The following is a 26,302-nucleotide window of genomic DNA, read 5'->3' on the forward strand; positions in this document are numbered from 1 at the left end:
ATACGGCGCGATGTTTTTGACGGCAATTCCAAAATTGTTGGATCGGGCATAACATCAGGTCATGCCAAACCTTCGCAAGAAACTGCCCAGCGCCAACGCGCTCTTCGTCTTCGAAGCGGCCGCGCGCTGCGGTAATTTCACGCGTGCCGCGCAAGAACTTTACGTGAGTCAGCCGGCGGTCAGCCGCATGCTCGCGCGCATGGAAGACCATATCGGCGTGCGGCTTTTCGAGCGCGTGCGCGGCGGCATTGAACTGACGGAAAGCGGGCGCATTCTGTATCGCAAGATATCGGAAGGCTTCAATGGCATAGAAAGCGCCATCCGCGAAATCGAGGCACGCGCCACCGGCGTGGAGTCGGTCACGCTGTCGGTTTCCACCGCCTTCACCACGCACTGGCTGATGCCGCGCATGAGCCGGCTCAATCAGGCGTTTCCTTCGGTGGACCTGCGCTTTCAACTGATCTCGGGGCGCATTGGCGGGCCGCTCGTCGATGTCGATCTCGGCATGCGCTTCCTTCACGATGAAGAGATCGACGAGAACGCCGTGCTGGTCATGCCCGAAGCGCTGCTGCCGGTATCGAACGAGCGATACCACGAAACCGCGTGCACCGAAGCGGGCCGCGCGCATGGCGATACGGTGATCGTCATGGACGACGGCGAACGCGGCTGGCATGAGCGCTTTCATGCGTTCGCCGACCAAGAGCGGCATGTCGCCGGCATGCTCAGTTTCAACGACTACGCCATCGTCGTGCAGGCCGCGTTGCTTGGGCAAGGCATGGCGCTCGGCTGGCTCAACGTGGCGTCTCACTGGCTCGCGCAAGGCGCGCTCGTGCCGGCGGAACTGGAACTCATCGTGACGAGCCGGCGCTGCTGCCTCGTCACGCCGCCGAACCGGCCGTTGCGGCCTATCGTCGCCGACGTGCGCGACTGGCTCATCGCGGAGACGCTAGGCGACATGCGCGTCGTCGAGAGCAAGTATCCGCGGCTCGGTCTTCGCGACGCCCTTAAGGCAACCGGCATCGAGCTTGGCTGAACGCGTGTCCGCATGGTCGCGTGCGTGCTCGCGTGCGTGCTCGATGAACGTACTCGGCGTCATGCCGCACAAGCGCTTGAAATGCCGCGCGAGATGGCTTTGATCGAAAAAGCCGACTTCCGTCGCCACCACCGATCCCGGCATGCCCGCGAGCAACAGACTCTGCGCACGCCGCACCCGCACGCGGCACAGATACTTGTAGGGCGAAAGCCCGATCTGCTCGCGAAACACGGTCGCAAAGCGCGACACCGACAACGCCGAGACATCGGCGAGCTGCGCAAGACTCACGGTCTTGTCGAAATTCGCTTCGATATAGGCGAGCGCGTTGCCGAGCACGGCGGGCTTGATGTTCGCGTGGCTCTCGTGGTTCATGAAGAAGTCTCTGACGTGGCCGATTCCGCGTGTGCCGATGCGCCGCGCTGGAATCGTTGAATGGAGAACGAATCGAGAGGAATGGGTGTGGCGCCGGTATCGAGCAGTTCCGCGAGCGTTTCGCCCACGCCCGGCCCGATCTGAAACCCCGAGCCGCTGAAACCGAACGCATAGAAGAGGCCATCGGCTTTCGTACTCGGGCCGATCACCGGTTCCGAATCCGGCAGATAGCTTTCGACGCCGCTCCAGACGCGAATCACATGCAAGGGTCCGAGCGCCGGCACCATGCGGCGAAACTGCGCCATCTGCGCGACGGTGTTTTCCGGCAGCACGCCCGCGCGGCGCGTGGCGATATCGGCGGGACCGGGCGGGCCGCCGCCGAGCACGAGATTGCCGCGCGGAATCTGGCGGAAGTACACGCTCTCGGCCTTGACCGTCGTGTAGACGCCCATCGAATGCTGGAAGACATACGGCACGGGTTCGGTCACGGCCATTTGCGGGCCGCGCGCGACGAGCGGCACAGGCTCGCCGAGTTGCGTCGACAAGGTATTGGCCCACGCGCCCGCGCATACCAGCACTTGTTCGGCGCGATAGATGTCGCCCGCCGCGCTTTCCACGCGAAAGCCGCCCGCTTCTTTCTCGATATGCACCACTTCCGTGTTCTCGACGATGCGCGCTCCGAGCCGCGCCGCCGCACGCCCGAACGCAGGCGCGGCGAGTCGCGGATTGGCGTGGCCATCGAGCGGCGAAACGGATGCGGCAAGGACTTCGCGGCCGAGGAAGGGGAAGCGCTCGAACATCGCACGGCCTTCGAGCACTTCGAGATCGAGGCCGTGGGCGCGCGCTTCATCGGCATAGCGCTGAAAATACTCGGCGTCATGCGCGTGATAGCAGACGCGCGTATGGCCCGAAGGCAGGAATTCGACATCTTCGCCGAGCAGTTCCCGCGAGCGTTTCCAGGTCTGCAAGGCGCGATTGGACATGGCCAGTTGCGAAAGCGCGCGGCCCTGGCGACGCACGCCGCCGAAGTTCACGCCGCTTGCCTGCTGCCCGGTGAGACCGCGTTCGAGCACGATCACGGAACGCTTACGGCGGCGCAAAAAGAATGCGGTCGTCGTGCCGACGATACCGCCGCCGATCACGATCACATCGGCGCGCTCGTTCATTCGCTCAACTCCTTTTCGATTCCTCGATGCACTTCGTCCTGCGGCGTCACGGCCATCGGCAGCGGCTTGACAGGCGCTTGTCCGCGCAGACGTCCGACCGCTTCGAGCGGCACGCGCGCCTCGGCGGCGATGACTTCCGCGCCCGCGTGCGCGCAATATCGGCCCTGACAGCGGCCCATGCCGACGCGGGAAAACGCCTTCGCGCGATTCGCTTCCCGCGCGCCCATTTCGCGTACCACGCGACGCAATTCGCCCGCGGTGATGGCTTCACAGCGGCAGACGATCGCCTCGTCCGGAAGCGCGGCAGCAAAGCGCGCGGGCCACGGGAAAGCGGCCCGCAGGCCGGCGGCGAATCGCGTGAAGCGCGCAAGTTCGGCGCGTAATTGCGTGACGCGCGCGTTGTCGGGCGCGAGCCCCGCATCGTGCAAGGCGGCGAGCGCCGCGAGTTGTCCGGAGCGCTCGGCGGCGTCCGCGCCGCGCACGCGTGCGCCGTCACCCGCGAGATAGACGCCGGGCACGCTGCTGCGGCCATCGCCGTCGATGCGAGCAAGCCATTGCCGCGCGGCCTGATCGAAGACGAATTCGCAGCCCGCGAGATCGGCGAGCTGCGTTTCGGGACGGAGGTGATAGCCGAGCGCGACGGCATCGCAGGCAATATCGAGTTGCGCGCCGTTCGCCGTTTCAACGCGCACGCCGGTGACGCCATGTTCGGCCGTCCCGCCGATGCCAACCGGCGTGATGCCGCGATGCACCGCCACACCCGCGCGACGCAATACGCGCATCAAGCCGATCCCCTTGACGAGCGTCGATGGCATGGCGAGCAGTTGCGGCAATGCGCGAATGCGTTGTGCAAGCGTCGAGGTGTCCAGCACCGCACCGACCGTCGCGCCTGCTTTGACGTATTGCGCGGCGACGAGATAGAGCAGCGGTCCCGTGCCCATCAGCACCGTGCGCGCGCCGATTGCACAGCCTTGCGACTTCAGCGCGACCTGCGCGCCGCCGAGGCTATACGTGCCTGCGTGATGCCAGCCCGGCACCGGCATGAGGCGGTCGGTGGCGCCGCTGCACACGATGAGCGCGTCGAAGTCGAGCTTGCGATAGCGCGTGCCGCTGACGATGTGCACCACGTTCGGTTCGATGTTCCACACGAGCGTCTCGGGCAGATAGTCGATCTGCGCGCGCAAGCCGTCGAACGTGCGATGCAGCGACTGAGCGCGGACGGCTTCGCTGCCATAAAGCGTTTCATACGAGCGCGAAAACCCGTCGGGCTGCCGCCGATAAATCTGCCCGCCGTCGCGCCGTCCTTCATCGACCACGGTCGGACGCAAGCCCGCGCGCACGAGCGCTTCGGCTGCGCGCACGCCCGCCGGTCCGCCGCCGATGACCACGACCTTCAAACGCTCGCGCGCGGCCATACACCCTCCTTCGTCTGACCGATGCGTGTGACGATCGACATGCCTTCTTCAACCGGCGTCGTGCAGGCGCGCAGGCGTTCGCCGCTCGCGGTCCAAACCCAGCAATCCTGGCACGCGCCCATCAGGCAGAAACCGGCGCGGCGGCCATCGCCGAACTCGGAATCGCGCAAGGTGTCTTGCGCCGTCAGCAGCGCGACCATCAGCGTGTCGCCTTCCTTGGCCTGTGCGATGCTGCCGTCGATAACGATGGTCACGGGCTTGCGCCCCGTCTCCGCCACTCTCACGAAACGTGCGTTCATGCAGCCACCGCGTTGTCTTGTGTCTGCATGCGCGTGAGGTCGTCGGCCGAGCGGTGGCACAGAATGGCGGCGCCCGAAGGCAAGGTCTTGACCGATGGCGGTGTCACGTTGCACTTGCCGTCGATACGCACCGTGCAACGCGCACGGAAGCTGCACAACGCATCCACGTCGCTATCCGAGCCGAGCACGGGCAAGGCAGTCAGCGTCGATGCGCGCCGCTCGTCGAGCCAGCCCGGTTGCAGCGCAGGCACCGAATCGACGAGCAGACCCGTGTACGGGTGATACGGCGGATGCGAAAGCGACTCGCGCTGGCCCGCTTCGACACACTGGCCCGCATACAGCACGATGACTTCGTCGCAGATGGCCCGCACCGTCGAGATGTCGTGGCTGATGAACATGAGCGAGACGCCGAGTTCGCGGCGCAATTCCGCGAGCAGATCGAGAATGGCCGCGCCGACCACCGTATCGAGCGCGGACGTGACTTCGTCGCAGAGAATGAGCGCGGGGTCGGCGGCGAGCGCGCGCGCCAGATTCACGCGCTGCTTCTGTCCGCCCGACAAACCGCCCGGCTGGCGCTTCGCAATCGCTGCGGGCAGTTTCACCAGATCGAGCAGTTCCAGCATGCGCTTCCGTGCCGCCGCACCGCGCAGGCCGTGATAGAAGTTCATCGGCCGCGCGAGAATATCGGCGATGGTACGGCTCGGGTTGAGCGCGGTATCGGCGTTCTGGAACACGATCTGCACGCGCCGGTATTGTTCGAGCGTACGTTCGGAGAGCTTGGCCGGCAGCGGCTTGCCGTCGAGCAGCACGTCGCCGCGCGCCCGGTCCACCAGACCCGCGACCACGCGTGCAAGCGTCGTCTTGCCCGATCCCGATTCGCCGATCACACCGAGCGTGCTGCCACGCGCGATCTTCAGGCTCACGTCGTCGAGCACGCGCACGGCGGGCACGCCGTTCGCATCGACACGGCCATAACCCGCGCTCAGGCGGCGAATTTCCAGCAACGGCTTTTCACCCTGACTGGTGAGCGGCGAGAGTTCGGCGAGCAGCGCATCGGGGCGGCGCACCGCGCCGAGCAACTGGCGCGTGTAATCGTCGGCGGGAGCGTCGAGCACTTGCGCGGTCGCGCCGTTCTCGCGCACGCGTCCGCCGTTCAGCACGACGATGCGGTCCGCCATCTGCGCCACCACGGCCAGGTCGTGCGATACGTACACCGCCGTCGTGCCGAGTTCGCGCACCACGCGCTTGAATGCGGCGAGGACTTCGATCTGCGTGGTCACATCGAGCGCGGTGGTCGGTTCGTCGAACACGACGACGGCGGGATCGGTGATCAGCGCCATCGCGGCCATCAACCGCTGCAACTGCCCGCCCGAGACCTGATGCGGATACCGGTCGCCAATGCTTTCCGGATTCGGCAACGCGAGCGCGCGGAACAACGCGACCGCCTTCTCGCGCGCCGCCGCGGCGGACATGAGTTTGTGCAGCAACGCGGGCTCGGTCACCTGATCCATGATCGTGCGTGCCGGATTGAATCCCGCCGACGCGCTCTGCGCCACATAAGCCACCGTGCGCGAGCGCAGCGCGCGACGGCCCTTTTCACTCAGTTCGAGCACTTCGGTGTCGCCAATCTTGACGGAACCGCCCGCAATCGCGCAGCCGGTGCGCGCATGGCCGAGCAGCGCCAGCGCAATCGTCGTCTTGCCCGAGCCCGACTCGCCGATCAGCGCGAGCACTTCGCCCTTCTTCACGACGAAGTCCACGCCTTTCACGATCTCGACGACCGGGTCCGGCGCCGCGCCCGCGACCACGCGCAGGCCTTTCACTTCGATCATGTTGGTGGTCATTGCGCGCCTCCGTTGCCGCGCGCACCGTGGCGGCGCAGGCTGTCGATGAGCAGATTCACGCCGACCGTCAGCGTGGCGATGGCGACCGCCGGCATGAGCACGGCCGGCGCGCCTTCCGCCAGACCGCCGATGTTCTCGCGCACGAGCGAACCCCAGTCCGCGTTCGGCGGCTGGACACCGAGGCCGAGAAAGCTCAGGCCCGACAGCAGCAACACGATGAACACGAAGCGCAGGCCGAAGTCGGCGAGCATCGGGTGAATCATGTTCGGCAGCACTTCGACGCGAGCGATATAGAACAGCTTCTCGCCGCGCGCTCTTGCCACCTGCACGTATTCGAGCGTCATGATGTTGACCGCGAGCGAGCGCGAAATGCGGAACGCGCCGGGAATGTAGGCGAGCGCGGCGACCATCGTCAGCATGGGAATCGACGAGCCGAACGCGGCGATCACCACCAGCGCGAGCACCTTGCTCGGAATGGAGATGAGCGCATCGAAGAAGCGGCTCAGGATTTCATCGACCCAGCGGCCGGACACAGCCGCGATCAGACCGAAGAACGTGCCGATGAAACTCGCGAGCAGCGTCGCCGCAAGCGCGAGGCCCACCGTGTACTGCGTGCCGTACAGCACGCGGGACAGCATGTCGCGGCCGAGATAATCGGTGCCGAGCCAGTGCGCCGCGCTATAGCTGCCGAAGATGTCGATGGAAGTCATCGCGCCGCCTTTGTACGGCGCGACGAGCGGAGCCAGGAACGCGACCGCGAGCCAGAACACGACGATGAAAAGACCGATCAAGCCGAGCACCGAGAAGCGTCCGGCGAGACGCCGCAGCGGGCCGCGCTTCTGCACGATGACCGGCGCTTCGGCCACGTCCGGTATTCCGGGCTCCGGCTCGTACATGACCTGCGAGGCGTGTGGCACGTGAGGTGTCGAGGGACGATTCATCGTTGACGCAGCCTCGGGTTGGATACGATCTGGGCCAGGTCGGCAATCAGCACGAGCGCGAGATACGCCGCGCAGAACACCATGACGCAGCCCTGCACGAGCGGCATGTCGCGGTTGGTGACGGCATCGACCATGAGGCTTGCAAGACCGGGATAGTTGAAAATCGATTCGACGATCACCACGCCGCCGAAGAGATACGAGAGACTCAGCGCCACCGCGTTCGCAATCGGGCCGATGGTGTTGGGCAAGACGTGCCGCAACACCACGCGCATCGGCGATGCGCCCTTTAGACGCGCCATCTCCACGTAAGACGCGTTGAGCTGATCCAGCACCGCCGCGCGCGTCATGCGTGCCATTTGCGCGACGATCACGCAGCAGAGCGTCATCACTGGCATCGCGTAGACCCGCAAGAGCGCGCCGAACGACGACACATCCGAGAGATACGAGAGCGCTGGCAGCCAGCGCAGCTTCACCGCGAAGATCAGGACGGCGATGGTCGCGACGAGAAACTCGGGCACGGCCACGGTCGAAAGCGTCAGCACGTTGAGCGCGCGGTCGAGCAGCGAGCCGCGAAACATGGCCGATACGATGCCGATGAAGAGCGCCACCGGCACCGAAACCAGCGCGGTCAAACCGGCCAGCACGAGCGAATTCGGCAGACGCGAGGCGATCAGCTGACTCACCGGGAGATTGTTCGACAGCGACGTGCCGAAGTTGCCCGAGACCACGTGCACGAGCCATTGCACGTAGCGTTGCAGCGCGGGCTGATCGAGCCCGTACTCGTGACGCAGGGCCGTGACCTGCTCGGGCGTGGCCGCCTGGCCGAGCGCCTGCTGTGCGGCATCGCCGGGCAAGAGACCCGTGATGCCGAACACCACCGCCGAGACGATCAGCAAGGTCAGCAACGCGAGGCCGATGCGCGTGGCGACGAGTCGTTGCGCATGAACTTTCATCGGATATCGCCTCCGGTTTGAGGTTCGCGCGCCGTCCGTTGAGGGCGCGCGATGTCGCTTGAGACGCAGCGTGCTTTACGCCGTGAGCCAGACCTTTTCCGCGAACATGAAGCCGCCGAGACCGGCGAGCGGAATCGAGCCGAGGCCCTTGAGCTTCGCGGTGTGGGCATCGAGGGAACTCTGGAACATCGGAATGCCGATGCCGCCGTCCTCGTGCACGAGCTGCTGCATGTCGCCGTAGATCTTCTTGCGCTTGGCGTCGTCCGGCTCGCCGCGCGCGGCCACCAGCATCTGGTCGAACTGCGGGTTTTTCCAGTTGGCTTCGTTCCACGGTGCATCGGACTTGAAGAACTGCGTGAAGAGCACATCCGCGCTCGGGCGTGCGTTGATGTTGCCGTAGCCGAGCGGATGCTTCATCCAGTGATTCGACCAATAGCCGTCGGCGGGCACGCGCACCACTTGCAGATTCAGGCCCGCTTGCGGCGCGACCTGTTGCAAGAGCACGGCCATTTCGACCGAACCCTCAGCCGCCGGCGATGCGTACAGTTGCACCGGCGCGCTGCCGAGCTTCGCCTTCTGGAAGTAGAACTTGGCCTTGTCCGGATCGAACTTGCGTTGCGGCAGACCGGCCATGTAGTACTTGTTGGTCGGATCGATCGGCTGGTCGTTGCCGATCGCGCCATAGCCGCGAAACACGGTCTGGCGAATCTGGTCGCGATCCATCAAGTGCATCATGCCGCGCCGGAAATCGCTCGTGCCCGTGATGCCGCCGTCGTCGCGCACGATCAGGTCGGTGTATTGACCCGTCTTCGTTTCCAGCACGTTGAACCCTTGCGTGCCCTTGATGCGGTCCGTCGAGCGCGCGCTCACCGCGTTGATCAGTTGCACGTCGCCGGACAGAAGCGCGTTGACGCGCGCGGATTCATCGGCGATACCGATCAGCTCCACTTCATCCAGATGCGGCAGGCCCGGCTTCCAGTACTTCTCGTTGCGCACGCCGACCGTACGCACGCCTGGCGTGAATTCCTTGACCTTGAACGGACCCGTGCCGATCGCCGTCTTGAAGTCGGTGGTGCCGTCCTTGATGATGAGGAAGTGCGAATCCGCGAGAATCACGGGCAGGTCGGCGTTCGCGCCGGCGAGCGTGATGGTCACTTCGTTCGGGCCGGTGGCCTTCACGTCCTTGAACTGGTCGGCAATGGTCTTGGCCTTCGAGCCGACCGCTGCATCCTTGTGACGCATCAGCGAATAGATCACGTCCTGCGGCGCAAGCGACTTGCCGTCGTGGAACTGCACGCCGCTTCTGAGCTTCACGACCCACACGGTCGCGTCTTTCGTTTCGAGCGATTCAGCCAGCGACATCTGCGCGCCGAGATGCGAATCCAGTTCGGTCAGGCCGTTGTAGATCATGAAGCCGCGCACGTAGTCGGTGCCGAGCGCGCCCTTGGCGGGGTCGAGCGTATCGGCGGACGAAGACGATTGCGTCGCCACGCGAATCCGTCCGCCCTGCTTCGGCTTTTCCTGCGCGAACGCGGCGCCGCTCACGGAAAGCAGGCCCGTGCCGGTGACGGACAGCAAGCCGCCCGCGGTCAGCGCGCGCAGCACGCTACGGCGCGACGCGCCTTTTTTCGTCAGTTCGTCGAGCCGGATACCGGCATGGTCGACTGCATCAGGCGATTGATCGATGCTCATGAACTTCTCCGCGTGAGATTGGGGCTGAATGAATCGCCGGCTCGGTTGTTTCCGGCTGGCTGTATTTGCTTCGATGCTTCGATGCTTCAATAGAAAACGTCTTTGATCGAGTAGTACGCACCGACCAACGGCAGGAACCACGGCTTGCCCGTGTGACCCGGAATGGCGGGCCAGTCGAAATCGCGCCACGGATTGGCGTCGGCCTTGCCGTTCATCACGTCGGCCATGACCTGGCCCATGTGCGTGGACATCTGCGTGCCGTGGCCGCTGTAACCCATCGAAAAGTAGATGCCGTCGTGCTGCCCGGCGCGCGGCAGACGGTCCGCGGTGATATCGACGAGACCGCCCCAGCAATAGTCGATGCCCACGCTCGCGAGACTCGGGAACATCTGCGCGAGGTTGTCCTGCAGGATGCGGCCGCTCTTCGCATCCGAAGGTCTTTCGGATGCCGTGAAGCGCGCGCGTCCGCCGAACAGCAAACGCGCATCCGGCGTCACGCGAAAATAGTTATGCATGAGGCGGCTCGTGGTGTAAGAGCGGCGCTTGGGCAAGATGCGCGCGAGCTCTTCCGCCGGCAGCGGCGCGGTCACGATGATGAACGAGCCCACCGGCGCGAGCCTGCGTCTGTACCACGAGAAAGGACCGTGCTTGGAAGGACCGGTCGCGATCAACACTTGCTTTGCGCTCACCGCGCCGCGCGCCGTATCGATTCGAAATCCGCCGTCTTCCTTCGTGATGCCGCGCACTTCCGCCTGTTCGAAAAGCTTCGCGCCTTGCCGCACGGCGGCGTTCGCAAGACCCGCCGCGAACTTGCCCATATGCATCTGGCCACCATGACGTTGCAGCAAGCCGCCATGAAAACTGTCCGACTGCACTTCGCCGCGAACCTGTTCGCGAGTCAGCACGTCGATATCGGGATCGACTTCGCGGCGAATGAGTTCGGCGGTCCGTTCGATGTGCGCGAGATGATGCGGCTTCGACGCGAGCTTGAGCTTACCCGTCGAAACATAATCGCAATCGATACCTTCCTCGCGAATCAAACGCTCGACGGTATCGACGGCGGCCGCATACGCGCGATAACAGCCCTGCGCACGCTCGACGCCCAGTTGCGAGCGCAACGCCGCATAGTCCTGCGCCACGCCGGTGTTGCACTGGCCGCCGTTGCGCCCGGAAGCGCCGCCGCCCATTTTCCCCGCATCGAACACGGCGACGCTCGCGCCGCGTTTGGCAAGCGCCAGCGCCGCCGACAGACCGGTGAAGCCGCCGCCGATCACCGCCACATCGACCCGGCCATCGGCCGGGCCTTCCTGCGCCGCCGTGAAGGCGGGTGCGGTATCGAGCCAGTAGGAGTCGAGTTTCATCGGCGGGTCCGGAGGATGACGATTACAGGCCGAGCTCGGTGGCGAGATCGCCGATGGTGTCGACTTCGTAGTACTCGTAGTACGGCGTGCTCGGCTCGTGGCCGCGCTTGACGAACGCCTTGTGCTTCACGCCCATGTCGTGCGCGGTCATCAGGTCGTAGCGCAGGCTCGACGACACGTGCAGCACGTCTTCGGGGTTGCAGTCGAGCTGGTCGAACATGTACTCGAAGCCTTGCATGCGCGGCTTGTACGACTGCGCCTGCTGTGCCGTGAACACGCGATGGAACGGCGCGCCGAGCTTGTCGACGTTGCTTTGAATCTGGTCATTCGATGCGTTGGAGAGAATCACGAGCTTGTACTTCGAAGCGAGACGCGACAGACCTTCCGGGACGTCCGGATGCGGGCCCCAGCTCGGCACGGCGAGGTAGTACTTTTCGGCTTCGGCTTCGTTGAACTCGACGTTCATGCGCTGGCACGCACGGCGCACGGCATTGACGATGACATCGCGATACGGCTTCCACGCGCCGAGCACTTCGTCGCGGCGGTATCCGGAAAAGAATGCGACGAACTTTTCAAGCTCGGCGCCCTTCAGACGGTCGCCGTACATCTCGCGGGCCATATCGGCCATGCGGAACTTCGTCAGCGTGCCGTAGCAGTCGAAGGTGATGTACTTAGGCTCGAAATCGATCATGGTGTCAGTCCTATCGGGTAATGAACCGCAGGGTTCAGGGGCGAGGGCCAGGAAAAACGCATTTCCTGAAGAAAATTTAATCAGGGCAAAAATACTGATGTCGTTGAATGCGGGTGCTTCGACCATGCAAAACAACTCGTTTCGAGGCATGTCCGCAGCAGCTTATGCGGCGCGTTTCCGACGCACGATCGATCGTTCATTGACCGATGTCGATCAGCACGCTCTTGATGCGCAAATTGGCTTCGAAGGCTTGCCGCCCGAGGTCCTTGCCGATGCCCGAACCCTTGTAGCCGCCGGTGGGAATCACGAAGTCGCTGGTGCGGCCGTAGCGGTTGACCCACACCGTGCCCGCCTCGATGCCGCGCACCATGCGCAGCGCGCGGCCGAGGTCTGCCGTGTGCACGCCGGCGGCGAGGCCATAGTCGGGGTGAGCGGCGAGTGCGAGCGCTTCCTCTTCGCTGTCGAAGGCCTGCAAGGTCAGCACCGGGCCGAAGATTTCGTGGCGCACGGCTTCCGTTTCCTGTGTCACGCCGGTCAGAAGCGTCGGCGCATAGAACGGTCCGGGCGTCGCGGCATGCGGGCGTTCTCCGCCGCAGCGCAGCGCGGCGCCGCTCGCGACGCTGCGTTGTACGATCGCTTCGATACGCGCGGCTTGCGGCTCGGAGATGATCGGCGGCAAGGTGGTGTCGGCGGCCCAGGTCGGTCCGGCATGCAGTTCGCCGAATACATGTGCAATGCGATCGGCGAGTTCATCCGCGATCGAACGCTCGACCAGGAGCCGCGATCCCGCGACGCATACCTGGCCCGCGTTGCCGGCGATCGCACCGGCGATACGCCGCGCGACTTCATCGATACGCGGGGCATCCGCGAAGACGATCTGCGGACTCTTGCCGCCCAGTTCCAGCGTCACGGGCTTGGTGCCGGTCTCGGCGCAGGCGGCCATGATCGCGGCACCCGTGCGTGTCGATCCCGTGAACGTCACCTTGGCGATGCGCGGATGACGCACGAGCGCGTCGCCGGTCGTGCGGCCATCGCCCTGAACGACATTGAAGATGCCCGGCGGCACGCCTGCTTCGAGCGCGAGCCGGGCGAGACGCAGCACCGAAAACGGCGTCATCTCCGAAGGCTTGAGGACCACCGCGTTACCGGCCGCGAGCGCCGGTGCGATCTTCCACGACGCCATCACCAGCGGAAAATTCCACGGTGCGATGGCGCCGATCACGCCATACGGCTCGGTCATGGTCATGCCGAGATGCCGATGATCCGTCGCCGCGACCTCACCGCCGATCTTGTCGGCGAGTTCCGCGTAGAAGCGGATGCCTTCGGCGGTGAACGGCACGTCCCAGTTGAATGCATCGCGCACGGGACGCGTGGAGCCGAGCGCTTCGAGCGGCGCGAGCGTGGCGGCGTCGGCGGCAACGAGATCCGCGAAACGGCGCAGCACGCGGGACCGCTCGCGGGGCGCGCAGCTTGCCCAGCCGCTCGTGCGCCACGCGGTGTAGGCGTTCTGCACGGCGTGGTCGATCATGGCCGCATCGGCGACTGGAATGGATGCGTACGCGACGCCATCCGAAGGCCGCGTGACGTCGATGCGCGTGGCGCCTGCATCGACGAACTCGCCACCGATGAAGTGGCCGCGCGGCACGGCAATGACGGCGGGATCGAAACGGTCCATGTGCTTGGGCCTTGTATGCGTTGATGTCGTATGAAATCTTAGGTCCGAAGGCCCGGCATAATTCGCTGACAAAATTGCGCAATCGGCATATCGGGCGCGTTCTTGCACGCCTAACCCGTGGTTTTGCATTGCATCAAAAGCGCAACGCTTGATAGGAAGATCGTCCTAGTCATGCGCGTTGTGCGATGTCACAGTCGCGATAACCGTCTATAGAACGCTCAGAACCAGGAGGCCGGCGTGCCCGACTCTAATCAGCACGATGCGATTCGATATCGCGCTTTCACGCCCGACGACATCGCGGCAGGACACGCGTTGTCGAGCGCCGTCCGGTGGCGGCATCGTCCGGACGACTGGCGATTTGCCGCGCAGACCAGCAGCGGCATCGCCGCCGTCGACGCTTCCGGCGCGGTGGTCGGTACGGCGCTCGCGTGGAAGTTCGGTGTGGAGGCCGCGTCCATCGGCATGTTCATCGTGTCGCCGGAGCATCAGCAACTCGGCATCGGCCGTGAGCTGATCGAGCGGCACATAGGAGAACTCGGCGCGCGCACGGTCGTCATGCATGCGATCGGTTCCGGGCTCGCGCTATGCGAAACGCTCGGCTTCGAGAAGACCGGCACCATCCATCAGCATCAGGGCGCGGCGTTTCAGCCGCCGCTCGTTTCGCTGCCGCCGGGCGAGCGGCTGCGGCCCATCGGCGCGAACGACACGCCGCGTCTGGTCGATCTCGCCTCGCGTGCAAGCGGGCTGGATCGCAGCGCCGTGCTGCCGCAATTGCTCGATGTCGCAAGCGGTATCGCGCTCGATCGCGACGGCGAGTTGCTCGGCTTCGCATTGTTCCGGCGCTTCGGCGACGGTCATGTGATCGGCCCGGTGGTCGCGCCCGACTCGCCGAATGAAAGCCGCGCGAAAGCGCTCATCAGTTATTGGCTCGCGCTGCATGCAGGTATGTTCGTACGTGTCGATACCCCCGCGAGGCTCGGACTTTCGACATGGCTCGAAGGCCTCGGCTTGCCGCATGTCGACAGCATCGAGCGCGTGGTGCGCAATGGTCCCTTGCCCGTCGATGCCACATCGATCGAATACGCCATCGCCAGTCAGGCGTTAGGTTAGGGCTTGTCATCGCGAGCTTGCCGCTTCCCCGTCCGATGCTTTATATAGTGAGTGGCCGCGTCGTTTGCGAATGGACGCACTCCACGCACCGAACAGTTCGACGGAGCTTCGACATGGTTCGTCTCGTGATGATTCTTCTCGGCGTGGACTATCTGCGCACGCGCTGGCGCGAAGTCATGGTGCTCGGCTTTCTGAGCATCGCGCTGGGCGGAGTCATTTTCGTCGATGCCCTCGACGGCTCGCTGTACTTTCCCATCATCCCGTTCGCGCTCGCCTTGCTGCTCGAAGGACTCGCCACGCTTGCGGTTGCATGGACCGGCATGGGCGGGCAACGCACGCTGCGCTACGTTAAGAGCGCGGCGTTCTCTTTGTCGGCGCTGCTCGTGCTGATCGGCGGCGAGCGCGGCAACTTCGTGCTGTCGCTCATCTTCGGCACGCTCTTTCTCGTGGATGGCGCGTTGCAGATCGTCTCCGCGCGCGTGGTCCGCTATCGCCGCTGGAAGCTCGCGATGGCAGGCGGCGTGTTCGAGATCGCCATCGCCATTTTCTTCTACCAGCCGTATCCGGATTACTACGCGGGCACGGTGGCTTATTGCGTGGCGTTCGGCCTTTTCTTCGGTGGATGGAACATGCTGCTGCTCGCCTCGCGCGTGCGGCGTCTCGCGCGCAACCCCGCAGCCGATGACGCCGCGGCCGCCGCAGCTGCATCGCAGGCGTCCGTGCAGGCGGCACGCACGCCGGTCGCGGGCGTCGTCTGGGACGGCCCTCCCGGACCCGACGAAGCCGCCTTGACCGTGCATGTATGGACGCCGGTCGGCACCGCGAAGATGCAGCCGCGCAGGCAGTTGATCATCGACCGGTACATTGCCGCCGTCGACCGCAACGGCACCATCTCGACCGGCCATGCCGCGCTCGAAACGCCCGAGGGCGTGTATATCAGCCTGTATCCGGCGGTGGAGATAGACCGCTCGCCGGACGAGTTCTCGCGCCTCTTGCGTGCGACCCGCGATAACGATGTGCCCGGCATGTTTCAACCCGACTACGCGACCGAATCGAAAGCATGGTGCCCGTCGACGCAACAGGTACGCATCCGCAATTACGATCCCGAAAGGCTCGCGCGCTTCTGGCAGGAATATCAGCGCGACACGACCTACAACCTCACGTATCGCAACTGTTCGAGCACCGTGGCGCGCGCGCTCGAAGCGGCCATCGAAGGCGCATCGGCGCGTGTGTGGGGCAAGCGCGGCGGGTGGAATCCGCTCGTGCGCATCATGACGACGCCCGAGCTATGGGTGGCGGCGCAAGTGCGCAAGCGCGCGGCGACCATGGCGTGGACGCCGGGCCTGACGCTCGACTACGCGCGCGCGCTCAGCATGTTGGCCGATCCGCGCCGTTCGGGCTGGGTGAAGATGGCGCGCATTGCGCTGGCGACGATGTATCGATCGCGTCAGCGCTGGCGTGCGGAAGAAGAGGCGGCGCAAGACGCCGCCGCGCAAGCCGGGCAAGTGAAGGAACCGGGCTGAACGCCAACCTTCAAAGCGTCATGCCGCCCGCTACCTCGATCACCGCGCCGTTGACGTAACTGGCTTCGTCGCTTGCGAGGAACGCATAGACATTCGCGACTTCCTCGGGCTTGCCGAGACGGCCGAGCGGCACATCGGCGCGCATCTTTTCTAGCACTTCGGCGGGGATGGTCGCGAGAATCGGGGTATCGACGAAACCGGGTGCGACCGCATTCACGCGGATGCCCTTCGGCCCGAGTTCACGGCTCCACGTTTTCGTGAAACCGATCACGCCGAACTTGGCCGCCGCGTAATTGGTCTGCCCGAAATTGCCGTAGATGCCGACCACCGAACTCGCATTCAGGATCACGCCCGAACCTTGCGCGATCATGCCATCGGCCACGGCCTGGCTCGCGTGAAAGACGGCGCGCAGATTCACGTCGATGACATCGTCGAATTGCTTGAGCGTCATTTTCTGCAGGCGTGCGTCACGCGTGATGCCCGCATTGTTCACGAGCACGTCGATGCGCTTATAGCGGTCGCGTACCGTCGCCACCATCTCGTCGACGCGCTCACGATCCGACATATCGACGCAGAATGCGCTCGCTTGGGCGCCCGCTTGCCGACACGCTTCGACCACCGCTCCCAGCGCTTCCGCGTTGCGGTCGCATGCCGCGACGATCGCGCCTTCCTGCGCGAACTTGAGTGCCGTGGCCGCGCCGATGCCCTGCGCCGCGCCCGTGATGATCGCTACTTTTCCTTTCAGTCTCATTCGTTCGAACCTTGTTTTAAGGGAAAAACTGGAGTTATTTCGACGATGAATCGGGCACGCCATACCCCGCCAGAAAGAGATCCACCGCCGCTTCCGCCACCCGCTTCTGCTCGCGCTTGGACAAGGGCGATTGACCCATCGTGACCTGCGGCCAGAACGCGAATCCCTTGACGATGCCATGCAACTGCTGCGCCGCGAACGCCGGGTCCGACGCCACATTCAGGCGGCCATCGGCGGCGGCGGCGCGTATCCATCGCGTCAAGTCTTCTTCGCGCTCGCCAAGCTTGCCGACCATCTCCCGCGCGCGCTCGGGCGAATGAATGCCCTCCGCAATCGCCACTCGCGCAAGCGATAAAAACGCGGCGTCGTTCAACAGATTCAACTTGCGCGCAAGCAGGTCGAGCAACTGCGCACGCAACGGCGATCGAGGGTCGTAGGCAGGAGCGTCGTCGGACTGGCTTGCGGTCCACAACTGATGGAGGATCGCCGCGAACAGCGCGTCCTTGCCGTCGAAATGGTTGTACACCGTTCTCTTCGATACCCCCGCGCGCGCCGCGATGCGGTCCATGCTCGTGGCGTCATAACCCGAGGCGATGAATTCCTCAACCGCCGCGCTCACGATGGCGGCGCGTTTGCGGTCGGTCAGACGAGGTTGGTCAGCGTTCGATTCCATCAGGCAATTTTACACTGAGCGGTTTACTTTCATCTCGGAAATAAACTACACTGGGCAGTCTACTTTCCTGCTGCACCAACCGGATGCCATTTGCCATGACGTCGATTACCGCCTCGATCAGCCGCGCGCTCGGACTCACCGCAGCCAGGCGCGGACGCGAACTGTCGCATACGTCGCCGCAGCATGACGGCGAGCGCTTTTGCAATGTCAAGCCGCGTCCGGCCGAGGGCATGGGCAAGACCTTGCGCATCATGTGGAACATGATCGTCAACAAGCCGCGCGGCACCGCGCCCGTAGAGCCGCCGGCCGTGCTGACACTGACGCGCGCGCAACTCGATGCCGCGCCGGACCGCAGCCTCTTTCGCCTCGGCCACTCCACGCTGCTCTTCAAACTGCGCGGCGAGTTCTGGCTGACCGATCCAGTGTTCGGCGAGCGCGCATCGCCGTTCCGCAATGTCGGGCCGAAGCGTTTTCATGCGCCGCCCATCGCGCTTGCCGACCTGCCGCCGTTGCGCGGCGTGATCCTTTCACACGATCACTACGACCATCTCGACCGCGAGACCGTGCTTGCGCTCGCCGCGACGACGGACGTGTTTCTGACGCCGCTCGGCGTGGGCGACAGGCTGATCGAATGGGGCATCGACGCGAGCAAGGTGCGCCAGCTCGACTGGTGGCAAAGCGTGGAGCTAGACGGCCTCGCATTCACCGCGACGCCCGCTCAGCACTTTTCCGGCCGCAGTCTCTTCGATGGCAACAGCACGTTGTGGGCGTCGTGGGTGATCGTCGATGACGCCTTGCGCGTGTTCTTTAGCGGCGATACCGGCTATTTCGATGGATTTCGGACCATCGGCGAGCGGCTCGGACCGTTCGATGTCGCGTTCATCGAAACCGGCGCCTACGACGCGCAGTGGCCCTACGTGCACATGCAGCCCGAGGAGACCGTCCAGGCGCACGTGGACTTGCGCGGCCGCTGGCTCGTGCCCATTCACAACGGCACGTTCGATCTGGCGATGCATCGCTGGCAGGAACCGTTCGAGCGCGTGACTGGGCTCGCGCTTGCACGGGGTATCGCGCTGGCGACGCCGCGCATGGGCGAGCGGCTGAATCTGGTCGAGCCGCATCGCGGTGATAAGTGGTGGCGCGAAGTGCCGGAAGTCGAGACGGTGAAGACAGGATGGCGGTGGTGCGCGGGACGTGAGTCTTCGTGATGCTCGTTGCCGCAGCGGTTGTCGCTTCGCATGGCGTTGAAGCGCATCTGTCCTAAAAGGAATAAGGCCGGGATATCACTCCCGGCCTTTGCGCTTACTGCGCCATCGCGCCCGAAGCCGCGTGATCCTTGCTCATCTTGTCGTGCTTCTTCATCTTGTCGCCCTTGCCCATCGAGTCATGCGACATCGCGTCCTTGCTCATGGGATCGTGAGACATGCTGTCCTTGCTCATCGAGCCCTGCGCCATCGTATCGCTTGCCTGCGCGTAGGCGGCCGTCGTGCCGATTGCAAGGACCGCGGTGAAAACTGCCGTCATCAATTGCTTCATGCTACTTCTCCTTGAGTGAGTGAGGTTGAGTCTTTTGCTCCGGCCAAAGCCGGATTTCAACGAGCGGCGATCATGAACCGCCGAACCAGTTGTAGCCCTGGTCGACCCAATAGCCGCCGGGATACGTGTTCGTGACGAAGATCTCGACGATATGCTTCGGGTTCTTGTAGCCGAGCTTGGTCGGCATGCGAAGCTTCATCGGATAACCGTATTTCGCCGGCAAGCGTTCGCCGTCGTAATCGAAAGTGAGCAGTGTCTGCGGATGCAGCGCCGTCGGCATGTCGATGCTCTCGTAGTAGTCGTCCGCGCAACGAAAACCGACATACTTCGCCGTCGTATCCGCGCCGGCGCGACGCAGGAACTCCGAGAACGGCGTGCCGCCCCAACGTCCTACGGCGCTCCAGCCTTCCACGCAGATATGACGCGTGATCTGTTCGGCATGCGGCAGCGCGTAAAGCTGCGGCAAGGTCCATACGCGCTGCCCCGCCACGAGCCCGCTCACCTTCAGCCGATAGTCGCTGCCATTCACGCTCGGTACGTCGTCGATTCCGTAGAACGCGTTGAATGGAAACGGCCGCGTGATTTGCGCTTCCGTGTAGGTCGGTGCGAGCCGCGCGGGATCGAATAGCGCGCCTTGCACGCGGTCGTTGAGCCGCGATACCGCAGTCAAAAATGTGTTCACCGAGTCGTCGTCGGTGATCGAGCAGCCGGTGAGCATCGCCAGTCCGCCGAGCGACAACAGGCGCTTGCCGAAAAGACGCCGCGACGGCATATCGAGTTCGCGCCGCGCATCCGCGAGAATCGATGCGCGATCGAGCGTCATGATGCTTCTGTCCATGGGTTTCATCGTGGAGTCTCGTATCGGTTCAACGGCCGCGCAGCATGGTCAGAAGCGAACGCGGCACGAGTGCGACCATCGCCACATGGACGACGATGAACGCCGCCATCACCGCCATCGCGCAGAAATGGACGACGCGCGCCCGGTCATAGCCGCCCATGAGTTCGCGCAGCAGCGGAAACTGCACCGACTTCCATATCGCGAGCCCTGAGAGCACGAGCACCATCAGATCGATCACGACGACGAGATACGCGAGCTTCTGCACCGCGTTGTACTGGCGCAAGTCGCCATGCGAGAGCTTGCCGGTAAGCGCCGCGACCAGGTCACGCCATACGGCGCGTGGCGACACTGGGAAGAACCTGGCGAGGAAACGGCCGCTCGCGAGATTGAGTATCAGATAGAAGATGCCGTTGAAGAACAGCAGCCACATGGCCGCGAAATGCCATTGCAACGCGCCACCGAGCCAGCCGCCAAGGGTGATCGATGGCGGAATGACGAAGCCGGGAAAGACGGGCGATGCGTCGTAGATGCGCCATCCCGAGAACAGCATGATGAAAGCGGCAAAGGCATTGAGCCAGTGCGAGACGCGCAGCCAGAGCGGATGCACGAGTTCAGAAGGCTGATCGACAAGAGTGGTTTGCATGATCGTTCGGGGCGCCACGCGGTTGTGTTCCGAGTAATTCGTTGCCAACGCGCCGCCGGTTACAGCGACACCTTATTTTTATCGATGCAAAGAAACTGTAACCACGGGACGCTTTGCAACGAACTACCCAGGTCGACCCTTCCACTACACGACGATGACGATGAACACCGACGGCACGTTGCACGCAATCAGCGCCAATGTTGCGACGCATCTTGGCTTCGGCTATTCTGGATCGACCGATTCAGAACGTGAACGTGACCGCGCGGCCACGCAGCGCAATGCGGAATCGCCCATTCGTCGCCTCGTCAACACAGGACCCATCTTGCATGACGCGGAACACCGCCTGAAGGCTCTGTTCGTGCTCGGCCTGGACGGCGAGCAGACTGCCTACCGCGAATTCCTGCAGGCGCTGACGCGGCATTTGCGGGCTTATCTGCGCAAACGTATTCCGCAGCATCGCGAAGATGTCGAAGACCTCGTGCAGGAAATCCTGCTCGCCGTGCACAATGCGCGGCATACGTATCGGCCGGACGAACCGCTCACGGCGTGGGTGCATGCCATTGCCCGCTACAAGCTGACCGACTTCTTCCGCTCGCGCTCGCGTCACGAATCGCTGAACGACCCGCTCGACGACCATACCGACCTCTTCGCGCTCAGCGACGACGAACCCGCGCGCGCGCGTCACGACATCGGCAAGTTGCTCGAACATCTTCCTGACAAGCAGCGCTTGCCTATCGTTCATGTCAAGCTCGAAGGCCTTTCCGTCACCGAAACGGCGCGCATCACGGGGCTGTCCGAGTCGGCGGTGAAGGTGGGCGTGCATCGCGGCCTGAAGGCACTTGCCGCGCGCATCCGGGGTATCCGATGAAAACCGATGACCTGATCGATCTCCTCTCGAATGGCGCAACGCGCGTCGATCGCGCGGCCATTGCACGACGCTTCGGCGAGGCGTTGCCGCTCGGTGTGCTCGGCTCCGTCGTGTTGATGCTGATGGTCTATGGAATGCGGCCCGACTTGCGCAGCGTCGCGGGCACCGCGATGTTCTGGGCGAAGATCGCATTTCCCTCGTGCGTCGGCATCGGCGCGTTGCTCGCCGTGACGCGGCTCGGCAGGCCGGGTGCGCGCGCGGGTCATGCGTGGGCACTCGTGGTGCTACCGTTCGTCGTCGTGTGGGTCGCCGGGGCGTTCGTCCTCGCGGCCGCGCTTCCCGTGGACCGCGCGCCGCTCGTTCTTGGGCATTCGTGGCGCAGTTGTCCGTTCAATATCACGCTGCTATCGTTGCCGACGTTTCCGGCCGTGTTTTGGGCCGTCAAGGGGCTTGCACCCACACGTTTGCGGCTCGCTGGGACGGTCGCGGGCTTACTCGCAAGCTCGCTCGCCACGCTGGCGTATTGCCTGCATTGCCCGGAGATGAGCCCCGCGTTCTGGAGCGTGTGGTACGCCATCGGCATGCTCATGCCTGCCGCTATCGGCGCATGGCTCGGGCCGCGCTTGCTGCGTTGGTGATAAGACGTCGGGCTTGCTCGCCGCGCTCGCCGTGCTTTCGCGCGTGCGTGAATGAAGCGCCGGCCATTCCAAGCCATCTTTCGTCTCGATCGAAAGATCCGCAATCGGCAAGTTGGTGCAAGGAGGCAAATGGGTCAAGCGCTTTACGCTATGCTGACGGACCATTCATCGCGAGGATCGACTATGAAAACGGCGTTCAAGGCGGCATGTCTGGCAATGGCGGCCATGCCGCTTTTCTGTTCCGCACAGACCAGTTGCGACTCGAAGCGCGCCTCGATCGAAGAGGAAATTACCTATGCGCGTGCGCATGGCAATGCGAGTCGTATCGATGGCCTGGAAACCGCTCTTGGCAAACTGAACGCCAATTGCACGGAAGCGTCCTTACGCAACGAGAGCCAGCGCAAGGTCGCATCCGCGCAAAAGAAGCTCGCCGAACGCGAGCACGATCTGCAGAAAGCGAAGACCGAAGGCAAGAGCGCGAAGAAGATCGCGGAGCGCCAGCGCAAGGTGGATGAAGCGCACGCGGAACTCGCGCGTGCGCAGACCGAAGCGGCGCCTTGAAGCTTCAGCGCGAGGAAACGAGTTTCCCAATCACCGCCAGCAGCGAGACCGAGCCCTTGCGGACACGCTCCACCGGGCCTTCGAAGTCGATCCAGCCTTCGTTGAAGCCGTCGAGCATGCGCATGCGCGGCGTGGGATGCCGCATGCCCTGACTCACGAATAACGCTTCCCACTGTTCGCGCGGCACGGCTTGCGCGCGCACCGGCTTACCGAGCGTCTGCGCGAACGCCGCTGCGATATCGTTTGGGCTGACGCGTTGCGGGCCTTCGAGTTCGACATACCGCACGCCACTCCATTCCTCTTGGAGCAAGGCGGCGGCGGTGCGGCCGACGTCTTCCGTGGCAATCATCGGGATGGCGCGATCGAGCGGCTGCAGGAACGAATGGACGATGCCCTCGGCGCGCGCCGTATCGACGTCCCATTCGCTGTTTTCCATGAACCAGCCCGGACGCAGAAAGGTCACGGGAATCTCCTGTTTGCTCAACGCTTCTTCCATCAGCGTGCGTTGCGAGAGCAGATTGCTTTCTTTCGCCTGCGCACCGATGGTCGACAGACAAACGATCTTTTTCGGCTTCGCAAGCGCGATAGCGGCGACGATCGCATCGATCACTTCGCGCGCGCTCGCAAAGCCGGGCGCCGGATCGAAATCCGAGGGCGGAAGAATGAACACGCCCGTCGCGCCTTCGAACGCATGCGCGAGCGCTCGCGCATCCGTCATGTCGGCGAGCGCCACCTCGCAGCCGCGCGCCTTCCACGCGTCGCCTTTCTTCGCATCGCGCACGACCGCGCGGACCGTCTGACCCGCGTCGAGCAATGCCTTGGCGAGCGCGCCGCCTACCTTTCCGCTGATTCCCGTGATGACGTACATGATCGACTCTCCGTGTTCGTTATGAAACGATGAGTCGAATGGTAGAGCGCGCGTTCGATGCGAGAAATGGCTTTGAGGTTATTGGATTGATGACGCCGCGTTATGTCCGCCGTTCAGCCTTCGCTACCCGCCTTCACCCGCTTGCGCGCAGGCGCGTTCTTCTTGAGCTTGGTCTGGTTATAAGCGATAGCCGCGCGCACGAGCGCCTTCAAAGCGCGGGCATCGACCTTGTCGCCTTCGAGATAGTCGATGGCGCGTCGCGCGTTTCCTTCGAGGCCCGCATTGAAGAGCTGGTCCGGATCGGCAATACCCGCGCCGTGCGCGAAGGTCGGCTTCACCTTGCCTTTGTGCGCGTTGGCCACCGCGATCATGCCGTCGCACGACCAGACCGGGCTGCCCATCCACTTCCATTCCTCGATGATGCGCGGGTCCGCCGAGAGAACCACGCGGCGAATGTCCGCGAACGTCTCGCCGCGCCAGTCGGTGATTCCCGCGATCAATTCGTCGATCTGTTCCGATGCATTCATGAGTGCTCCATGTCTTCTTTTCATGCACCGAGTGATGGTACTGCACAGGGTCTCGCCGTCCCGCGAATCCGCGCACGCGCCACGAAAAAACGCCTCGGCGGTCTTTCGACTCGCAGAGGCGTCTTCCACTCTCAGGTCATGCACGAAGCACCCGCCGATGCCGCCCAGCAAATCAGGACGAAACCGACTGGCCGCGTGCGACGCGTTCGCGTGCCGACGCCGCCGAACGCGAGCGCGCCGTGCGTTTGCGCAGCCAGATCATCAGGCCAGTCGCGCTGAGAATCGCCACCATGACGCCGACGCAGCTGATGAGCACGCGTCCGGTCACGCCAATGATGCGTCCCGAATGCAACGGAAACTGCGCCTGCATGAAGATGTCGCCGGCCGACCCGCGTCCAGGAATCGACGATCCGGCGAGCTTGCCGGTGTAGCCGTTGTAGTAAAGCCAGGCGTTGCCGAGACCGCCGTCGCCGTGATCGTTGCCCGGAGCGAAGAAGCCGACGCCGTAAGCTTGCATCGCCGGAAGGTAATACAGCGCGCCGGGCGGTGCGGCGATATCGAGGCGCTTTGCATCCGCGACGGCGGTCGCGAGGACGCTTTCGACCGGCAACGCCGTGCTGCCCTTGGGCGCCGCGCGCGTGAGTTCCGGGTTATCGAACATGGTTGGCGCGAGCGGCGAGAGGCGCGAGACGAGCGGACGCACGACCGGATCGCCGAGATTCATCGATATCGAAGTGATAGCGACCATCAGCAGCAAGCCCCAGATCCAGACGCCACCCGACCGATGCAGATCGAACGTGAGCGCATAACCGCCGCGCTTGAAGCGAAACGCGAAGGACTTGCGCCATGCCTTGACGCTCGGAAACGACAGCACGAGCGCGATGCCGCTGTCGAAGAACCACAAAATCCCGACGATGCCGAGCAGCCACGTTCCCGTATCGATGCCGCCGAGCACCGGCAGATGCAGCGTGTAATGCAGTTTGTAGAGGAACGGCATCAGATCGATACGCGCCAGCGACACCGTGCCCCACAGCCGCTTGCCCTGAATGACGCCCGTTGCCGGATCGACCGCGACCTGACTGTAATCGACATCGAATGGCGCACCCGTTGCCGGGTTCGTGCGCGGCGTGACGAGCATCTGCAGCGTGTGGCCGGGTTCGGCGCCGAGTTGCAGATACGTCACCTGAACGCGCGGATCGGCGGCTTCGACCTTATGCGCAAGTTCGAGCGCCGGCAACGCGGCGCCTTCCGTGCGCGCGTAAAACAACGCCGGATTGAGCCACGCGTCGATTTCGTGATCCCACGCGATCACCGCGCCCGTGAGACCGGACACGAACAAGAAGAGCGCTGTCGCGACGCCGAGCCATCGATGGAGCCGAACCAGAACGGGCCGCACGTCAGCACGCCTTCAGAAGATCATTCAACGCAATTGCCAACATGCCAGCGACGCTCGTCAAATAAGAATGGTTCGCATTCTACGGCTCGCGCATGGTATCGATCAAGGTTTTTGTAAGCTGTTGTTGCATTCAGCATGGGCTTGTTTGCACTTGATGGGGACATCGGCCATGCAGCACGAACAGCGCGAGCGCACCCGCATGAACTAGAATCCGAGCAGCACGAACCCACTTTCCAGCGCATTTCTCAATGAACGAGCCTTTCGACGAAGCCGCGCGCGATGCCGTTTATCGCGCAATCCACGAACGGCGCGACATGCGCCATTTCACGCGCGAACCGGTCGCGCAAGACGCGTTGAAGCGTATCGCCGATGCCGCGCTGTGTGCGCCGAGCGTCGGCTTCATGCAGCCTTGGCGCATGCTGCGCATCACATGCGATGCAACGCGCGAAGCGCTTCACGCTATCGTCGAACGGGAACGTGTCGCCACCGCCGATGCCCTCGGCGAGCATCGCGACGCTTTCATGGCGCTCAAGGTGGAAGGCATGCGCGAATGCGCGGAAATCATCGTGATGGCGCTCATGGACGGACGCGAGGCGCACGTCTTCGGCCGGCGCACCTTGCCGCAGATGGATCTCGCGTCGGTGGCGTGCGCCATCCAGAACATGTGGCTTGCGGCGCGCGTGGAAGGCATCGGCATGGGATGGGTTTCCATCTTCGATCCCGACGACGTCGCCGACCTGCTCGGCATGCCGGAAGGCGCGCAGCCAGTCGCGATTCTCTGCTTGGGACATGTCGAGCGCTTTTACGACGAACCCATGCTCGAAACCGAAGGCTGGGCCAAGCGCCGTACCAGCAAGGAATGCGTGTTCGAGAACCGCTGGCCGGCGGCATCGGATCAAAGCTGATGGCTGGACCGCGCGTTGCGCAC

General features: G+C 64.0%; 27 protein-coding genes. 8 read left to right on the forward strand and 19 right to left on the reverse strand.

Features of this window, described 5'->3' with window-relative positions; genetic code table 11:
* The first annotated feature begins 61 nt into the window (after positions 1-61).
* Positions 62-1,033, forward strand: coding sequence for a LysR family transcriptional regulator (locus NCT04_RS26610; RefSeq protein WP_244830123.1), 972 nt, complete (start codon positions 62-64; stop codon positions 1,031-1,033).
* On the opposite strand, the gene NCT04_RS26615 is transcribed toward NCT04_RS26610, so the two are convergent.
* From NCT04_RS26615 to NCT04_RS26665, 11 genes are all read right to left on the reverse strand, one after another.
* Positions 947-1,405 carry a helix-turn-helix domain-containing protein gene (locus NCT04_RS26615; protein WP_250468436.1) on the reverse strand — a complete coding sequence of 153 codons (459 nt, stop codon included), beginning with the start codon at positions 1,403-1,405 and terminating at the stop codon, positions 947-949. The two genes, NCT04_RS26610 and NCT04_RS26615, sit on opposite strands and share 87 nt — an antisense overlap.
* Positions 1,402-2,571: an NAD(P)/FAD-dependent oxidoreductase gene (locus NCT04_RS26620; protein WP_250468437.1), complete on the reverse strand. Its 1,170-nt coding sequence runs from the start codon at positions 2,569-2,571 to the stop codon at positions 1,402-1,404. Before NCT04_RS26620 ends, NCT04_RS26615 begins: the two co-directional genes overlap by 4 nt.
* Positions 2,568-3,986 carry an NAD(P)/FAD-dependent oxidoreductase gene (locus NCT04_RS26625; protein WP_250468438.1) on the reverse strand — a complete coding sequence of 473 codons (1,419 nt, stop codon included), beginning with the start codon at positions 3,984-3,986 and terminating at the stop codon, positions 2,568-2,570. Before NCT04_RS26625 ends, NCT04_RS26620 begins: the two co-directional genes overlap by 4 nt.
* A complete protein-coding gene (locus NCT04_RS26630) occupies positions 3,965-4,285 on the reverse strand; it encodes a (2Fe-2S)-binding protein (RefSeq protein ID WP_250468439.1) in 321 nt (106 codons plus the stop codon). The genes NCT04_RS26625 and NCT04_RS26630 overlap by 22 nt, the downstream gene beginning before the upstream one ends.
* Positions 4,282-6,129 (reverse strand): ABC transporter ATP-binding protein, encoded by a 1,848-nt coding sequence (locus tag NCT04_RS26635; protein ID WP_250468440.1) that lies wholly within the window; start codon positions 6,127-6,129, stop codon positions 4,282-4,284. Before NCT04_RS26635 ends, NCT04_RS26630 begins: the two co-directional genes overlap by 4 nt.
* A complete protein-coding gene (locus NCT04_RS26640) occupies positions 6,126-7,070 on the reverse strand; it encodes an ABC transporter permease (protein ID WP_250468441.1) in 945 nt (314 codons plus the stop codon). The genes NCT04_RS26635 and NCT04_RS26640 overlap by 4 nt, the downstream gene beginning before the upstream one ends.
* The gene (locus NCT04_RS26645; protein ID WP_244830116.1) at positions 7,067-8,023 is read right to left on the reverse strand and encodes an ABC transporter permease; all 957 of its coding nucleotides are present in this window, start codon (positions 8,021-8,023) and stop codon (positions 7,067-7,069) included. Before NCT04_RS26645 ends, NCT04_RS26640 begins: the two co-directional genes overlap by 4 nt.
* A gap of 75 nt (positions 8,024-8,098) precedes the next feature.
* Positions 8,099-9,715 carry an ABC transporter substrate-binding protein gene (locus NCT04_RS26650; protein ID WP_244830115.1) on the reverse strand — a complete coding sequence of 539 codons (1,617 nt, stop codon included), beginning with the start codon at positions 9,713-9,715 and terminating at the stop codon, positions 8,099-8,101.
* 86 nt (positions 9,716-9,801) lie between these two features.
* Complete coding sequence (locus NCT04_RS26655; protein WP_250468442.1) at positions 9,802-11,076, reverse strand: NAD(P)/FAD-dependent oxidoreductase; 1,275 nt, start codon at positions 11,074-11,076, stop codon at positions 9,802-9,804.
* 22 nt (positions 11,077-11,098) lie between these two features.
* A complete protein-coding gene (locus NCT04_RS26660) occupies positions 11,099-11,767 on the reverse strand; it encodes a haloacid dehalogenase type II (protein WP_250468443.1) in 669 nt (222 codons plus the stop codon).
* A gap of 196 nt (positions 11,768-11,963) precedes the next feature.
* Positions 11,964-13,442, reverse strand: a complete 1,479-nt coding sequence (locus NCT04_RS26665) for an aldehyde dehydrogenase family protein (RefSeq protein ID WP_250468444.1) — start codon at positions 13,440-13,442, stop codon at positions 11,964-11,966.
* Positions 13,443-13,679: 237 nt separating this feature from the next.
* Here NCT04_RS26665 and NCT04_RS26670 point away from each other — a divergent pair, with 237 nt between their 5' ends.
* Together NCT04_RS26670 and NCT04_RS26675 are read left to right on the forward strand one after the other, a co-directional pair.
* Positions 13,680-14,552 (forward strand): GNAT family N-acetyltransferase, encoded by an 873-nt coding sequence (locus tag NCT04_RS26670; protein WP_250468445.1) that lies wholly within the window; start codon positions 13,680-13,682, stop codon positions 14,550-14,552.
* A gap of 113 nt (positions 14,553-14,665) precedes the next feature.
* Positions 14,666-16,075, forward strand: a complete 1,410-nt coding sequence (locus NCT04_RS26675) for an HdeD family acid-resistance protein (RefSeq protein ID WP_244830110.1) — start codon at positions 14,666-14,668, stop codon at positions 16,073-16,075.
* 10 nt (positions 16,076-16,085) lie between these two features.
* Here the strand turns inward: NCT04_RS26675 and NCT04_RS26680 are convergent, their stop codons facing one another.
* Positions 16,086-16,826: a beta-ketoacyl-ACP reductase gene (locus NCT04_RS26680; protein ID WP_250468446.1), complete on the reverse strand. Its 741-nt coding sequence runs from the start codon at positions 16,824-16,826 to the stop codon at positions 16,086-16,088.
* Positions 16,827-16,860: 34 nt separating this feature from the next.
* Positions 16,861-17,499, reverse strand: a complete 639-nt coding sequence (locus NCT04_RS26685) for a TetR/AcrR family transcriptional regulator (protein WP_250468447.1) — start codon at positions 17,497-17,499, stop codon at positions 16,861-16,863.
* A 95-nt stretch (positions 17,500-17,594) separates the two neighbouring features.
* On the opposite strand from NCT04_RS26685, the gene NCT04_RS26690 reads away from it, so the two are divergent.
* Positions 17,595-18,707 carry an MBL fold metallo-hydrolase gene (locus tag NCT04_RS26690; RefSeq protein ID WP_250468448.1) on the forward strand — a complete coding sequence of 371 codons (1,113 nt, stop codon included), beginning with the start codon at positions 17,595-17,597 and terminating at the stop codon, positions 18,705-18,707.
* 94 nt (positions 18,708-18,801) lie between these two features.
* On the opposite strand, the gene NCT04_RS26695 is transcribed toward NCT04_RS26690, so the two are convergent.
* The 3 genes from NCT04_RS26695 to NCT04_RS26705 all read right to left on the reverse strand — a co-directional run bounded on the left by NCT04_RS26695 (position 18,802) and on the right by NCT04_RS26705 (position 20,516).
* A complete protein-coding gene (locus NCT04_RS26695) occupies positions 18,802-19,035 on the reverse strand; it encodes a pentapeptide MXKDX repeat protein (RefSeq protein ID WP_250468449.1) in 234 nt (77 codons plus the stop codon).
* 70 nt (positions 19,036-19,105) lie between these two features.
* Entirely contained in the window at positions 19,106-19,882 is a 777-nt protein-coding gene (locus NCT04_RS26700; protein WP_250468450.1) for a molybdopterin-dependent oxidoreductase, read from the reverse strand.
* A 19-nt stretch (positions 19,883-19,901) separates the two neighbouring features.
* On the reverse strand, positions 19,902-20,516 hold the full coding sequence (locus NCT04_RS26705; protein ID WP_244830104.1) for a cytochrome b/b6 domain-containing protein: 615 nt from the start codon (positions 20,514-20,516) through the stop codon (positions 19,902-19,904).
* A gap of 322 nt (positions 20,517-20,838) precedes the next feature.
* Here NCT04_RS26705 and NCT04_RS26710 point away from each other — a divergent pair, with 322 nt between their 5' ends.
* From NCT04_RS26710 to NCT04_RS26720, 3 genes are all read left to right on the forward strand, one after another.
* Positions 20,839-21,384 (forward strand): sigma-70 family RNA polymerase sigma factor, encoded by a 546-nt coding sequence (locus tag NCT04_RS26710; protein ID WP_250469490.1) that lies wholly within the window; start codon positions 20,839-20,841, stop codon positions 21,382-21,384.
* On the forward strand, positions 21,381-22,022 hold the full coding sequence (locus NCT04_RS26715; RefSeq protein WP_250468451.1) for a DUF1109 domain-containing protein: 642 nt from the start codon (positions 21,381-21,383) through the stop codon (positions 22,020-22,022). The genes NCT04_RS26710 and NCT04_RS26715 overlap by 4 nt, the downstream gene beginning before the upstream one ends.
* A gap of 183 nt (positions 22,023-22,205) precedes the next feature.
* Positions 22,206-22,583 carry a DUF1090 domain-containing protein gene (locus NCT04_RS26720; protein WP_250468453.1) on the forward strand — a complete coding sequence of 126 codons (378 nt, stop codon included), beginning with the start codon at positions 22,206-22,208 and terminating at the stop codon, positions 22,581-22,583.
* 4 nt (positions 22,584-22,587) lie between these two features.
* Here NCT04_RS26720 and NCT04_RS26725 read toward each other — a convergent pair whose 3' ends face one another.
* The 3 genes from NCT04_RS26725 to NCT04_RS26735 all read right to left on the reverse strand — a co-directional run bounded on the left by NCT04_RS26725 (position 22,588) and on the right by NCT04_RS26735 (position 25,374).
* Positions 22,588-23,451, reverse strand: coding sequence for an NmrA family NAD(P)-binding protein (locus tag NCT04_RS26725; RefSeq protein ID WP_250468455.1), 864 nt, complete (start codon positions 23,449-23,451; stop codon positions 22,588-22,590).
* Positions 23,452-23,564: 113 nt separating this feature from the next.
* Positions 23,565-23,978 carry a DUF1801 domain-containing protein gene (locus NCT04_RS26730; RefSeq protein ID WP_250468457.1) on the reverse strand — a complete coding sequence of 138 codons (414 nt, stop codon included), beginning with the start codon at positions 23,976-23,978 and terminating at the stop codon, positions 23,565-23,567.
* A 172-nt stretch (positions 23,979-24,150) separates the two neighbouring features.
* The gene (locus NCT04_RS26735; RefSeq protein WP_250468460.1) at positions 24,151-25,374 is read right to left on the reverse strand and encodes a PepSY-associated TM helix domain-containing protein; all 1,224 of its coding nucleotides are present in this window, start codon (positions 25,372-25,374) and stop codon (positions 24,151-24,153) included.
* A 248-nt stretch (positions 25,375-25,622) separates the two neighbouring features.
* Here NCT04_RS26735 and bluB point away from each other — a divergent pair, with 248 nt between their 5' ends.
* Positions 25,623-26,279: a 5,6-dimethylbenzimidazole synthase gene (gene bluB / locus NCT04_RS26740; RefSeq protein ID WP_250468468.1), complete on the forward strand. Its 657-nt coding sequence runs from the start codon at positions 25,623-25,625 to the stop codon at positions 26,277-26,279.
* The last annotated feature ends 23 nt before the right edge of the window (positions 26,280-26,302 follow it).

It is taken from the genome of Caballeronia sp. GAFFF2 (assembly GCF_023631485.1).
Taxonomy (GTDB): Bacteria; Pseudomonadota; Gammaproteobacteria; order Burkholderiales; family Burkholderiaceae; genus Caballeronia.